This is a genomic window from Embleya sp. NPDC005971 (genome assembly GCF_040629175.1).
Taxonomy (GTDB): Bacteria; Actinomycetota; Actinomycetes; order Streptomycetales; family Streptomycetaceae; genus Embleya.
In genome coordinates, this window is the sequence record NZ_JBEXUX010000046.1 from 25716 (window position 1) to 38947 (window position 13232).

Consider the following 13232-nt stretch of genomic DNA (forward strand, 5'->3'; position numbering starts at 1 on the left):
GATCATCCCGGCGGGTGGCGAACCGGTGCTCTGCTCGATCCGATGACGGATCCCATGAATGCGGCTGATTTCCGTCAGGTCGGGTGCGGGGGGGCGGGCGTTCGTCCTGGCGTACTCCGCCCCGGGTGGGGCGGGTCGGTGGCGAGATACCAGGTGGGCCCGGTCGGTGCGTGCCCGGATCCCCCGCCGCAGCCTCGACGCCATCGCGAACGGCGCCACGATGTCGGCGAGTTCACAGCGAAGGCCGTCCTGGTCGCCGTACGCGCGGTCCGCGGCAACCATCCGAATGGACCCCCGCCGGCCTGCTTCGCCGCACGGGCCGGAGCGGCTGGTTTTGCAGTTTCGTGCGGAAACCGGGGTGGGCGTTCCCCTTCGCGAAGTAATGGGCCGGCGTGCAGGGAACGGCGCGCAGCGGATGGTGGGGGCGCTCGTCCGCCGGACAAGTGGTCACCGCGGTGGATCCTCCCGACGGACGCCGGGTACTGCCCGCCCACGTACGGGCGTTGATCCGCTCGTGGCCTCAGGTCGACTCGGACGGGAAGAACCCGAGCCGCCGCACCGCCGGGTGCTGTGCACCGACCACCGGCTCCGCCCCTGTTCGCCCGCCCACCTCCCTCGCCGCCGCGCCGCCGCGAATCGACGACGAGAACGCCCGATGTCCGGCACGAACTCGCCCTGGGATTCGGGGCCATGGACGGGTCGTCACGTGGCCGGGCTGTGGAACGTCTTGCCGGCGATCAGCCATCGGCCGTCCGTACGCACCAGGGAGAAATGGTTGACGAAGTCGGCGCCCTGGTAGCCGTATTCCTCCAACACCGCCACCGCGACCTCGCCGTTCACCTCGATGGAGCGGATTTCCCAGGAGTACTGCGCCGACCATTGCCGCTCGCCGGACTCGGCGGCCACCACCCCGCAGAACGCCTCGATGGGCGCGGAGACGAACGCATCGCCGAGGTAACCCCACATGTGGGCGTCGGGGTGGAAGACGGCCCGGACGGCGTCGCTGTCCCCGGCGGTCACCGCGCGCACATAGGACAGGACGGCGGCGTGGACGCCGTCGTGGTCGGGGTGAGAGTGGACGGAGGTCATATCGGGTACCCGGCTTTCGTCGTCGAAGCGGGACGCTCAGCCGTGGTGCAGCCAGACGCCCTTGGTTTCGGTGAACGCGTCGAGGGCGTACGAGCCCATCTCCCGTCCCCAGCCGCTGCTGCGAAACCCGCCCCAGGGCGCCGCCGGGTCGGGGATGGGCGGCATGTTCACGAACACCGCCCCGGCCCGGATGCCGGCCGTCAGCCGGTGCGCGGTGCGCAGGTCCGCGGTCCACACCGCGGCGGCCAGCCCGTAGTCGGTGTCGTTGGCGCGGGCGATCAGCTCGTCCTCGTCCTCGTAGGTGAGCACCGGCAGCACCGGGCCGAACACCTCGTCGCGGGCGATGGACATGGTGTCCCCGACGCCGGCCAGTACGGTGGGCCGGTAGAAATTGCCCCGCGCCAGGTCGCCGCCGGCCCGGCCGCCACCGGTGACGACCTCGGCGCCCTCGGCGACGCCCGCGGCGACCATGGACTCCACCCGGTTCAGGTGCTCCTCGCTGACCAGGGGGCCGAGGTCGGTCCCGGCGGCCAGTCCCGGGCCCAGTCGGAGCGCGGTGACGGCCGCGGCGAGCTTGTCGGTGAACTCCGCAGCGCGGGCGCGGTCCACGTAGAACCGGGAGTACGCCGCGCACACCTGACCGCTGTTCAGCAGCGCGCCTTGGAGGTTGCCCGCCACGGCGGCGTCGATGTCCGCGTCGCGGGCGATGACGCTGGGGGCTTTGCCGCCCAGTTCGAGCGTGACCCGCTTGAGGTCGTCGGCGCTCGTCCGGGCGATCTCCCGGCCCACCGCGGTGGAGCCGGTGAACGAGACCTTGTCCACCCCCCGGTGGGCGACCAGCGCCTGTCCGGTCTGCGGGCCGCCGGTGAGCAGGTTGACCACCCCGGCGGGCAGTCCCGCCTCCTGGCAGAGCCGGATCAGGTGTACCGAGGTCAGCGAGGTCTGCTCGGCGGGCTTCAGGATCACCGTATTGCCGCAGGCCAGCGCGGGCGCGATCTTCCAGGCCGCGATCATCAGCGGGAAGTTCCACGGGGTGATCAGCGCGCAGACGCCGACCGGTTCGCGCCGGGTGTAGTGCAGGGTGTCGGGAAAGGACACCGGGGCGACCGACCCCTGGATCTTGGTCACCCACCCCGCGTAATAGCGGAAGTGCTCGGCGGCTCCCGCCACGCTCACCGCGCGCGCCACCCCCAGCGGCTGACCCTGGTCACGGGTCTCCAACTCGGCCAACTCGGCGGCGTCGCGCTCGATCAGGTCGGCGATGCGCCACAGTAGGCGGGCCCGTTCGGCCGCGGTGATCCGCGCCCAGGCCGGATCGCCGAGGGCGGCCCTCGCCGCATCGACGGCGGCGTCCACGTCCGACCGACCGGCCGCGGCCAGCCGACCGAGCAGCGCACCGTTCGCCGGGTCGTGCGCGGGGAACTCCGCACCGTCCGCCGCCGCCGTCCACGTTCCGCCGATGAGAAGCCGGCCCTTCGCCATGCCGCCGCCCTGGTGTCACGGCGCGTCCGACGCGCGCCTCCCGGAGCGAGGATCTCCCTTCGGGGGCCGGGTCTTCTTGTCTTTGGGCGCCCGGTACTTGTCCGTGGGCGCCGGCCCGGTCCGCGTTCCGGCCGCCCACGCGACGCCTCATCCGAGCGCCGTCGCCCGATACTCGCGCGGGCTGCATCCGTACGCGCGGCGGAACGTGCGGCTGAATCGGGCCGCGTCCGTCAGGCCCCAGCGGGCGGCGACGGCCCCGACCGGGCGTTCCCGGAAGGTGGGATCGCCCAACTCGCGGCGGCAGTGCTCCAGTCGGCGATGCCGTATCCAGCCGGACACGGTCGTCCCCTCCTCCTGGAAGAGCCGGTGCAGATGACGGGTGGAGACGTAGTGCGCGGCGGCCACCCGTTCCGGGCCCAGGCCGGGATCGCCGAGCCGGTCCTCGATATAGGCCCGGATCGTGGTGATCGACACCCCTCGGCCCGTCCCGCCGGCGGACGCGACCGGGTCGAACCGGGCCGTGACCAGACCGGCCACCAGATCGCTCACCGTATCCGCCAGTCGGTGCAGCTCGGCCCCTTCGAACTCCGCGTGGTGCTGCGGAAGTTCCCGCAACAGGCTCACCGCGAGGGCACCGAAGCCGCGCTGCCCGGACAGCCGCCGGGCGGTGGCCCGGCCCATCTCCCGCAACGGGACGCGCAGCAGGGGCCGCGGCAACATCACCACCAGTTGGCGGTATTCCGCCCCGAAGGACAGGCTGTACGGGCGGGTGGTGTCGTAGATCGCGAAGTCACCGGCCGCGAGCGCCACTTCCCGGCCGTCCTGGCTCAGCACGCATGCTCCGGAGAGTTGGAGGCCCAGCTTGAAGTACTCGCCACCGGACGCCGTGATCAAGCGAGGGGTCCGGTGTACCGCGTGAGCATTCGCCGAGACCTCGGTGATCTGTAGCGCGCCCAGCTCCATGGACCGCATCCGGCCCCGGAACGGCCGCCCGGAGTTGTGCGCCGGCTCGGCGCGCAGCGGGACGAAGGTTTCGGAGACGGCCGATCGCCAGTACTCGAAGCGGTCGGCGCCGCGCAGGCCGTCCGTCGTGACCACGAATTCCATGCCCCGCCAAGCCTTCCGATGTCTCGGTACGCGGTCATTGTGTCCGCCGACTGGTATCGCGCGCCAGATCGGCGGGGCATCGCCGGCCGAGGGCGGGGCGGCGACGACCGGTGGTGTGGCTTGGTGTTGCTCGGCACGGCTTGGTGCGGCCCGGTGCGGCCCGGTGTTGCCCGGTGCGGCTCGGTGTGGCTCGGCATGGCTTGGTGCGCCGGGGAATGCCGCGCGTTGGTTCCGGCTGCGGCTGCTTCCCGGAACGGTCCGTCGCCGAGACATGCGCTGGACACGGGGTGGGTGTCGCCGCGGCCGGGGTGTCGATACCACCGGCCGCGGCGCATCGCCTCGCCGTGGCGGGTCGGGCGTCGGGCGTACCGGCGGCAATGGCGGGGCGACCGCGTCGATGCGGGGCGAAACCGTTGCCGGGCGTGGTCGTCCCCGGTGGTACACACATCTCATGTGGCTGCCCCGCGCCCTCCGGTGGTTCGCGGCCGACCCGAGACCGGTGCGCGGGTCGGGCGTTGCGATCGGCGGACGCGTTCGTCGTCGGACCTCAGGGCACGTCGACCATCACCCGACCGTCGGCCGGGGTCTGCGCGGCGGCGGCACGGCCGCCGTAGGCGGACTCGACGCGGGACCGCTCGGCCGCGTCGGGGACGGGGTTCCTACAGGCGACTCCCGCGCTGGAGCCTGACATCAGCTTGGAGCACGGACCTGGTTTGGTGTCCGGGAGGCCCAGGTTGTGGCCGATCTCATGGGCCGCTATGCGGGTCTTGTCGTAGCCTTGGGCGACCGCCTGGCTGCCGAGTTCCACCCATCCCTGTCCACCCGGGCGGACAGGGCCCAGGCTTGCCTGCGGCCAACCGTTGGTGGCGATGATCCGAATCTGGGCACGAGTACCGGACGGCGCCTTCGCCAGCTTCACGTTGGTGACGTTCGCGTTCCAGGTGGCGACTCCGGCCGCGATGGCCGCTTCCCAGCCACCGGCTCGGGAGTCGTCATAGTAGAGGGTCGTCGCCGCCGAAACGCTGTTCGGGGCGGCGTTGGACGGCGCGGAGGCGGCTTGCTCCGCAGGCACCATGACCATGGTGACGACCGCGGCGGTCCCGACTGCCGCGAACCACTTGGAGTGGGGCATAAGCGTCCTTCCGCTGGATTTGTCCGTGGCGGGGAGAGCACAGGTCCCTGGGTTGTCGGCGACCTGTCGACTCGTGTTCGTCTTTGGGAGTATGTGCGTGCCCGTGGGTTCGCAGGCATACCAGTCGGCCATAACGTCCACGCAGGAGCGAAGAGGCCGCTCGGCCGGACGCCTGTCGCGCCGAATCGCACCGCAGGTCGCGAGCCCCCGGCCGCCTCACCGACACGAGACCTCGGCCACCGCCGCACGCGTGCGGAAGGTGGCAGCGTGTGGCGCGAACCCAGGGCTACGGGCCGGAGATTTGTCACGACTTCGACCAGGCGCGACCTCGCACACGGCCGACGACCGTGCCCGAACGTCGTGGGAAAACCGTGCCCGAACGTCGTGGGAAATCGGAACCGGTGACGCCGCAGGGACAGGTCGCGGTGCGGTGTTGCCGGTCGAAGGTGAAATCGTCCTTGGCGAAACCGGGGGCGGTCCGCCGCGTGGGTCGACGCGCATCGCACCGGCTCCGAGTCCCGCAATCACGAACAACGCGAGAAGCCGGCCCCCGCGGTCGCCTTCGGCGATCCGATCGCTGCGTGCGCAACCACCCGCTCGCTGCCGGGTGTCCCCGACGGCATGACGTCGTCTCCCGCGCCGCCTCCGCCCGCGCCTCCGCTGTGGCAGCGCTGCGCGGAGGGGGCGGGCACGAGCGACTCCGTCGGCCGTCGGGGCATCCGTGTCACCGGGCGGACGGGTCAGTCTTCCGGCCGGTTTGCCGGCTCCTTCCTGCGCCGTGGGAGGCGATGCGTCGTGATCGGCCGGCCGCCGACGAGATGGTCGGTCACGATCGCGGTGATCGCCGCCGGGTCCACGTGCCCGTACCAGACGTCGTCGGGCTGCACGCTGACCAGCGGAGCCTGGTTGCAGGGGAACTGGCACCCCGTCTGCGTGACGAGGACGTCGTCGTCGCCGAGCCCGTGCTCCCTGAGTTGCCGTATCAGCGAACGCTGGGTGTCGTCCGCGCCCTTGGCCGTGCAGCGCGGCCCGCGGCACACCATCACCTGGTGTCGGTGGCCGGTGACCTCCTCCCAGACCGGAGAGGTGAGACCGGGTTCCTCGCCGGTGATCGGTTCGGCGGATGCCACGGCATCGGCCACGCCATCCGCCGAGTCGACGAGCCGGGCGGCGACGAGCAGCACGGGGCGATGGCCGGCGCGCTCGCGCCACCAGTAGGCCGCGATCCGCCGCAGCCAGGAGTGGCCCGGACCGGACGCGCCGAGGCGGACCCCGATCAGGACGACGGTCTCCGCGCCCGCGTCGGCCAGCCTGGTCAGCTCGGCCGACAGGGACGGCTCACCCAGTTGCAGGAACGCCGTCGTGGCGTGACACGACACGGCGGCCGTGCACAGCTCGGCCCGGCGATCGACCTCCGTGCCGGACATGCCGACCAGGACCGTCGTACGGCCCGAAGCAGGCCCTGCGGAGGATCCCGCACGGTCTTGGCTCATGACTCGATCCCCTCGGAAAGCAAGCCGTTCCATCGGATGTGCGGTCGGTGGTGCAGGGGGTGCCGCTCCACGGTCGCGTCGACGCCGTAGACGCGCGCGATCGTGGCGGAGGTGAGCACCTCGGCGACGGGCCCATGGGCCACCAGCCGGCCTTCGAGCAGCACGGCGACGTCGTCGCAGTAGGCGGCGGCGAGTTCGAGGTCGTGCAGAGCCGCGACGGTGGTGATACCGAGCCCGCGCACGGTGTCGAGGAAGCCGAGTTGGTAGCGCAGGTCGAGGTGGTTGGTGGGCTCGTCGAGCAGGAGCACCTCCGGTTCCTGGACCAGGGCGCGCGCGAGTTGCACGCGCTGGCGCTCGCCGCCGGACAGGGACGACCAGGTCCTGTCGAGCAGCGCGCCGACATCGGTGGCGGCGGCGGCCTCGGCGAGCACGGCCTGCTCGTGTGCGGTCGCGAGGCCGGGCAGCACGGGCCACCGGCCGCGGTGCGGCGTGCGCCCCAGGTCGATGACCTGGCGGGCCGTCAGCGGCAGCGCGGTGTCGGCCTGCTGTTCCATGAAGGCCACCCGGCGCGCGCGTCGGCGGGCCGTGAGGCTGTACAGGTCCTCGCCGTCGAGGAGGACTCGGCCCGTCTGCGGCCGGCGCAGCCCGGCCAGGGCCCGCAGCAGCGTCGTCTTGCCGGCGCCGTTCGGCCCGAGCAGGCCCGTCACCCGACCGAGGGCGAAGCCGACCGTCACGTCCGTCAACAACGTGGCGCCGTCGACGCGCACGCCGACGTGTTCGGCGGCCGGCGCCGCCGGGTTCACGACGATCACGGCCGACTCCCCCCGGCCGACCTGCCGGCCGCCTGGCGCCACAACAACCATGCGAAGAACGGCGCTCCGAGCCCGGCGGTGACGACGCCGACGGGGATCTCCTGCTCCGGGAGCACCGAGCGCGCCACGATGTCGCTGCCCACGAGCAGCGACGCGCCCACGAGTGCGGACATGGGCAGCAGGAGGGCATGGCGCGGGCCGCACACCAGGCGGACGACGTGCGGCACGACCAGACCCACGAACCCGATGACGCCGGTATTGGCGACCAGACATGCGGTCACCAGCGCCGCCGCGGCGATCAGGGCCCAGCAGGGTGCGTTCGACGTGCACACCGACGGAACGAGCCGCGGTCTCGCCGAACGCGAACGCGTCGAGGTCCCGGGCGGCCGCGACCATCGCCACCGTGCCGAGGACGGCCACCACAACCAGGAAGACGGCCGTGTTCCACCGCACCCCGGCCACCGAGCCCAGCGTCCACTCCATGACGCCGCGGGCGGCGTTGCGGTCGCCGAGGACGAGCACGACGAACGAGGTGTACGCGCCGCACAACTGCCCCACCGCGATGCCGGCCAGCACGGTCCGCGAGGCCGGCAGGGTCCGGCTGTGCGCACCGGCGAGGGTCAGCACGACCAGGACGGCGAGCAGGGCACCGACGAAGGCGGCGGCCGGGAGCGCGCCGATCACCGCGGTGCCGGAGACTCCGACACCGAGTACGATCACGGTGACCGCGCCGACGGCGGCGCCGTTGGAGATCCCGAGCAGGTAGGGGTCGGCCAGGTCGTTGCCGGTCAGGGTCTGCAACACCGCGCCGCACACCGCGAGTCCCGCGCCCGTCGCGGCGGCCCCCAGGACGCGGGGCAGCCGCAGTTGCCAGATGATCCGGTCGTCCAGCGCCGTGACGTCGGAGCCACCGAGACCGAGTCGGCGCAGCACCACGTCGGCCACGACGTGCGGCGGCTCGTGGACCGATCCCACGGCGAGGCCGAGCAGCACGGTGGACAACAGCAGTACGGCGGCGACGGCCAGGGCCACCGCCGCACGGCTCGCGCCGGCGAGCCGTGCGGCGGGACGATCCGTCACGGTCACGGACGCGGGGTCAGGTTGCCCAGGCCGGCCGATACCCGGACGGCACCGTCGGCGAGCAGCACGCCGGGGGTCGACTCGGAGAACGGCACGACCACGTACGCACGGCGCTGGACGGCCTTGAGCTTGTTCAGCACGGGGTCGTGTTCGAGGTAGTCGATCTTGGACTGTGCGGTGTCCCAACCGGCGTCCGCGAGCACGATGGCGTCCGGGTCCGCCGCGACCACCTGCTCCCAACTCGTGGTCTTCCAGCCACCGGCCAGCGTGTCGAAGACGTTGCGGGCGCCGACGGCGTCGAGCACGAGCTGGGGTCCGCCGTGGCCCGCGCCGACGTACGGGGTTTTGGTACCCGAGTCGTACCAGAGCACGTTCAGGCCCTTGCCCGCCGACTTGGCCGTGACTTCGGCAAGTTGCCGCTTCTGCGCGTCCCGGATGGCGGCGGCGCGCTGTGCGACACCGAACACCTCGGCGACATCGCCCAGTTCGTCCCACACCGTCTGGAAGGACGCCGACGCCTGCTGCTTGCTGTCGGCGCACCCCAACGGCGACAGGTAGGTGGTGATGCCCTGGGAACCCAGTTCGTCCCGCGTGCCCGCCACCTTGTCGGTGAAGGCGCTGGAGTAGGAGGCGTAGAGGAAATCCGGGCGCGCCGCGAGGAGTTTCTCCTTGGACGGATACTTCTCGGAGAGCACCGGGACGGTGTCGTAGGCCGCCTTCCATCGCGCCGGGACCGCGTCGTCGAGGTACGCCGTCCCGGCCATCCGGGTCTGTAGATCGAGAGCCAGGGCGACTTCGGTGGCGCCCTGGTTGAGGGTGACCAACCGGGCCGGCGGTGACGTCACGGTGGTGGTGACGCCGCACCTGCTCACGCTCACCGGCGTCGAGTGGCTGCTCCCGGCCGCCGCGGCGGGCTTGTCGGCCTCGGGCGCACCCGTGCACGCGCCGAGCGCGCCGACGAGCAGGATCGCCACGACAGCGAGGCCGGAGCGCGTGGAACGCGGGGCGCGCGCCGGAGGTATGAAACGTTCGAATCGAAACGGGCGCAGGGCAGCGCGGGGCATGTGTTCTCCAACCCTCGTGGAACATGTCGCGCCGTGGCCGGTCTCCTGGCTTCCGCATCGACGTTCCGCAGCCGGCCTTCCCGGTTGGCTCGTTCCCGATCCACCCAGTGACCCCGACCGCTGTGGGAGCGGTCGGCGAGGGCCGCGAGACTCCGCGGCTACAGTGGCGAGGGCCGCGCCGGCATTCGACCGGCTTCCCGTACACCACGGCGGCGATAGGCTACCAAACCGCTCGTCGTGCCTCGTCGGCGCTCACGCCCACCGACGCCGGCCGGGTCCTCTCGGGACCGGCAACCCGCTCCGCGCCTGGACCCGCGGGTGGAACAACGGGTGGAGACGCGGATGGATCCGAAGGTGGGTCCCTGCGGCGGAGGTCGCCTACGGGGCATGGCCGTCCTGGGGGTTGCGCTCGTCGGGCTCGTGCTGCGGATGCTGCTTGCCCAGGCCGTCGCGCGCGACGTCCAAGCGGCCCGGATGCGGGCCGAGTCGGAGGAGGTGATACTCCCCCATCCGGCGCATCGCCCGGAGCCGCACGGGGCGGCGCTACCGCGTGTGGAGGATGTCCGCCTCGCCGGACGTGGCATGCACCCGCACCCGGTGCGGTGCGGCCGGATCCCGGGCCACGTCGACCTTGACCGAGCCGTGCTCGCTGCTCGCGTCCGTCGCGTAGACGGTGCCGGCCGGCAGCCTGACCCGGGCGTTGTCGCCTTCGGCGTCGACCCGATCGGGCGGCGCGGCGAAGGACAGGTCCACCGCGTCCCGGTCGGCCCGGGCGACGACCGTACGCGTGGTCAACCGCTCGCCGCGGATGCCGCCTTGTGCCGTCCGCGCGTCCAGATCGCCGGACAGGCCGGTCAGCATGACCTGCCCCGAGGTGGTGCCGACCCGGACCGCGAGCCCCGGCGGCACCCTCACCTCGTAGGAGACCTGCGCGCTGCCGCTCACGGTGTGCCGCAGCGTGAGCGTGCCCTCGGCCGACACGTGTTCGGTTGCGGGTTCGGCGGTGCCGAAATGCTTGATCTCGGTGACCCGCACCGACCCGGGCCCGCCCTGAACCACCTGCACCCGGCCCGCTCCGCCGACGATCACGAGCCGGGTGAGCGGCGCGTCGATGGTGTACTGCGCCCGGCGGGTGGTTGCCTGAGACGGCGAGTCCGGTTCGGCACACGCGGATCCGCCCAGCAGGAGGCCGGTGAGCACGCACAGGCGCACCGGGCGACCGAGTGCGCGGCCGGCGAAAGATGGTGAACGCTTGGGCCACATGGGAGTTCCCGTCCTGATCGGAGTCGGCGAGCACGAGCTCGTGGGCACGAGTGCGGCGGCGGACCGGAGTCGGCGTCGCACTACTGTGCCCCGATCGCGGTGAGGACCGGGATCCGTGCCGCCCGGCGTGCGGGGAGCAGCGCCGCGAGCACACCCACCACTGCGGATCCGGCTGCGATCACGGCGAGCGTCGACCACGGGACGGCGAGCACCTCCAGGCCCTGATCGGCCAGTCCGCGCCGGGCGGTCACTCCCCAGCCGACGCCCAGCAGCAGTCCCAGGAGCGTGCCGTACGCCGACAGTGCCACCGATTCGGCCCGGACCATGCGCCGGATCTGCCCGTGCGAGGTGCCGATCGCCCGCAACAGGCCGATCTCCCGGGTGCGTTCGAGCACCGACAGGGTGAGCGTGTTGACCACGCCCAGGGCGGCGATCAGGATCGCCAACCCGAGCAGCGCGTAGACCAGGTCGAGCACCCCGTCGATTCCGGCCCGGATCACGTTCTTGTACTCCTCCCGGTCGCGGGCCGCGGCCTGGGGGAACGGTGCCAGGGCCCGGGCCAGGCTCGCCTTCAGCGCGGCTCGCTCGGTGCCCGGCGCGGCGTCGACGAAGATCATCGCCTCCTGCGCGCCCGGCGCGATCCGGGCCGGCGTGTCCAGGTCGGTCAGCGGTGCGTCCCGACGGCCGATCGACCGACCCGCCGGGTCCGGCGCCCGCAGCGCACCGACCGTCACGGTGGCCTCGGCGCCGACGGGGCCGCGCAGACGCACCGGGCTGCCGACGGACAGCCGCAGGCCGGCCGCGTATCCGGCGCCCAGGCTGATCGTGCCCGGAGGCGGCGCCGGCAGCAGCACTCCGGTCGGCGACCGCTGCCGCAGGACCGCGGGCAGGTCCGGATCGGCGCCCTGTACCCACGCGTTTCGGGATCCGCCGTCGGTTACCACCTCGACCCGGGCCTCGCGCAGCCGGATCACCCGGCCCACACCCGGCGCCCGGCGGACGGCCTCGACCACCTCCGCGGTCAGCGGGGCGTCGCCCTTGCTGCTCTGAACCGTGATGTCGGACCCGAGGGTGCGATCGATCCGGGCATCCATTGACGCACTCGCGGACGCGGCGACCACCGCGGTGGCCGCGACCACGGCCACGCCGATCGCCAGTGCGGCGGCGGTGGCCGAGGTACGTCGGGGGTCGCGCACCAGGTTCTCCCGCCCGAGTCGATCGATGCCGGCGCCGCGCCGGCCGGTGAGCCGCGCGAGCACCGGGATCACCGTGCGCACCAGCAGCGGGCCGAGCACGATCACGGCCACCAGGCTCAGTACGACCCCCACGATCGCAAGCGCCCCGCCGACCACGGCCGCCAGGACGCCGGCCGCGCCGATCCCCGCGCCGATCACGGTGCGCCGCCGGGCGGGACGGGTGGTCGCGGGACCCGCCGCCTCGCGCAGCGCCGCCATCGGCGCGACCCGGCTCGCCCGGGCGGCGGGCACGGCGGCGGCGAGCAGGGTGCCCAGTACGCCGACCAGGTAGGCCGCGATCGGCGTGCGGGCGGTGATCGCCAACGGGGCGTCGGCCGGGCCCACGCCCGCGCCGCCGATCGCCTCACGCACCAGCGCGGCCAGGCCGATACCCGTGGCCAGGCCCAGAGTCGAGCCGATCGTGGCGAGCGGCAGCGCCTCGACCTGGACCGAGCGACGGACCTGGCCACGGCTGGCGCCCAGCGCTCGCAGCAGCCCCAGCTCCCGGGTGCGGCGGGCGACAAGCATGGAGAACGTGTTGACGATCAGAAAGCCGGCCACCAGCAGCGAGACGCCCGCGAAGCCGAGCATCGCCGTACGTACAAACTCGACACCGGCACCCGCCTCGTCCGCCTCCGCGGCGGCGAGTTGGGCCCGAGTGCGCACCTGCGCGCTCGCGCTCGCGCCCAGGGCGTCGCTCACGCGCCGGGCCAATTCGGTGTCGGCGACACCGGCCGCCGCGTCCACCCGTACCGAGGTCAGCACGTCCGGCACACCCAGGAGCCGGGAGCGGGCGGCGTCGGTGTCCAGGAAGACCGCGGGATATCCGGGATCGAGGGCGCGAAACGTCGCGATGCCCACGATCACCGCCTCGAAGCCGCCGGGCACCGCGACGATCCGGACCCGATCACCGAGCCTCAGGTGAGCCCGCCGCGACGAACTCGCGTCGAGCACCACCTCACTGGGGCCGTGCGGCTCCCGGCCCGAGGTCAACCGGACGGGCGAGCCCGGATCGGGAAGCCGGTTCCCGGCCACGGTCCGGCCGCCCGCCGTGCCCTCCACCCGCTGATCGCCGCGCGCCACCACGGCCACGTTGTGCACCTCGATCACCGGATGGGCGGCAGCCACCCCCGGCACCCGCCGGACCGCCTCGAGCACGCCGGCCGGCAGGGTCGGCAGCCCACCGGGCGCGGCCGAGCGCAGCCCGGCGTCGCTGTCCGGATCCGGCGCACGCACCGTCACATCGGCCGCGCCGTCCGCCGCCAGATCCGTCGCGGCCCGGGACGTCGTATCGGCGAGCACCAGCGTGCCCGTCACGAACGCCACCGACAGCAGCACCGCGAGACCGGACAGCAGCAGCCGACCGCGATGTGCCAGGAACCCGCGCAGGGTTGTCCGCAACATGCGCTCACCCCCGCCCGATCCGGAACCGAGGGGCCCGCGCGGCCGATTCGACCGGGCCCGGGCCCACGCGG

The 13232-nt window shown here is 73.0% G+C and carries 10 protein-coding genes, 2 pseudogenes and 1 riboswitch; of the genes and pseudogenes, 1 reads left to right on the plus strand and 11 read right to left on the minus strand.

What is annotated here, in order from left to right:
* Positions 1–702: 702 nt before the first annotated feature.
* The 9 genes and pseudogenes from ABZ374_RS32390 to ABZ374_RS32430 all read right to left on the minus strand — a co-directional run bounded on the left by ABZ374_RS32390 (position 703) and on the right by ABZ374_RS32430 (position 9169).
* Positions 703–1089 (minus strand): nuclear transport factor 2 family protein, encoded by a 387-nt coding sequence (locus ABZ374_RS32390; RefSeq protein ID WP_360317856.1) that lies wholly within the window; start codon positions 1087–1089, stop codon positions 703–705.
* A 36-nt stretch (positions 1090–1125) separates the two neighbouring features.
* Positions 1126–2571 (minus strand): aldehyde dehydrogenase family protein, encoded by a 1446-nt coding sequence (locus ABZ374_RS32395; protein WP_360317858.1) that lies wholly within the window; start codon positions 2569–2571, stop codon positions 1126–1128.
* Positions 2572–2718: 147 nt separating this feature from the next.
* Positions 2719–3678, minus strand: a complete 960-nt coding sequence (locus tag ABZ374_RS32400; protein ID WP_360317861.1) for a helix-turn-helix domain-containing protein — start codon at positions 3676–3678, stop codon at positions 2719–2721.
* 547 nt (positions 3679–4225) lie between these two features.
* The gene (locus tag ABZ374_RS32405) at positions 4226–4810 is read right to left on the minus strand and encodes a snapalysin family zinc-dependent metalloprotease (protein ID WP_360317864.1); all 585 of its coding nucleotides are present in this window, start codon (positions 4808–4810) and stop codon (positions 4226–4228) included.
* Positions 4811–5550: 740 nt separating this feature from the next.
* The gene (locus tag ABZ374_RS32410) at positions 5551–6303 is read right to left on the minus strand and encodes a (2Fe-2S) ferredoxin domain-containing protein (protein WP_360317867.1); all 753 of its coding nucleotides are present in this window, start codon (positions 6301–6303) and stop codon (positions 5551–5553) included.
* Complete coding sequence (locus tag ABZ374_RS32415) at positions 6300–7166, minus strand: ABC transporter ATP-binding protein (protein ID WP_360317981.1); 867 nt, start codon at positions 7164–7166, stop codon at positions 6300–6302. Before ABZ374_RS32415 ends, ABZ374_RS32410 begins: the two co-directional genes overlap by 4 nt.
* On the minus strand, positions 7112–7447 hold the full coding sequence (locus ABZ374_RS32420) for an iron ABC transporter permease (protein ID WP_360317984.1): 336 nt from the start codon (positions 7445–7447) through the stop codon (positions 7112–7114). The genes ABZ374_RS32415 and ABZ374_RS32420 overlap by 55 nt, the downstream gene beginning before the upstream one ends.
* A gap of 40 nt (positions 7448–7487) precedes the next feature.
* Positions 7488–8201 (minus strand): annotated as a pseudogene (locus ABZ374_RS32425) (iron chelate uptake ABC transporter family permease subunit); the annotation flags it as partial.
* Complete coding sequence (locus ABZ374_RS32430) at positions 8198–9169, minus strand: ABC transporter substrate-binding protein (protein WP_360317870.1); 972 nt, start codon at positions 9167–9169, stop codon at positions 8198–8200. The gene ABZ374_RS32430 and the pseudogene ABZ374_RS32425, both read right to left, overlap by 4 nt.
* A gap of 107 nt (positions 9170–9276) precedes the next feature.
* Positions 9277–9502, minus strand: a riboswitch (cobalamin riboswitch).
* Positions 9503–9643: 141 nt separating this feature from the next.
* Between ABZ374_RS32430 and ABZ374_RS32435 the strand changes: the two are divergent.
* Positions 9644–9760: pseudogene (locus ABZ374_RS32435) on the plus strand (DUF2975 domain-containing protein); the annotation flags it as partial.
* 42 nt (positions 9761–9802) lie between these two features.
* On the opposite strand, the gene ABZ374_RS32440 reads toward ABZ374_RS32435, so the two are convergent.
* Both ABZ374_RS32440 and ABZ374_RS32445 read right to left on the minus strand, forming a co-directional pair.
* Entirely contained in the window at positions 9803–10522 is a 720-nt protein-coding gene (locus ABZ374_RS32440) for a hypothetical protein (protein WP_360317990.1), read from the minus strand.
* Positions 10523–10602: 80 nt separating this feature from the next.
* Positions 10603–13161 carry an FtsX-like permease family protein gene (locus ABZ374_RS32445; protein WP_360317872.1) on the minus strand — a complete coding sequence of 853 codons (2559 nt, stop codon included), beginning with the start codon at positions 13159–13161 and terminating at the stop codon, positions 10603–10605.
* Positions 13162–13232 lie beyond the last annotated feature (71 nt).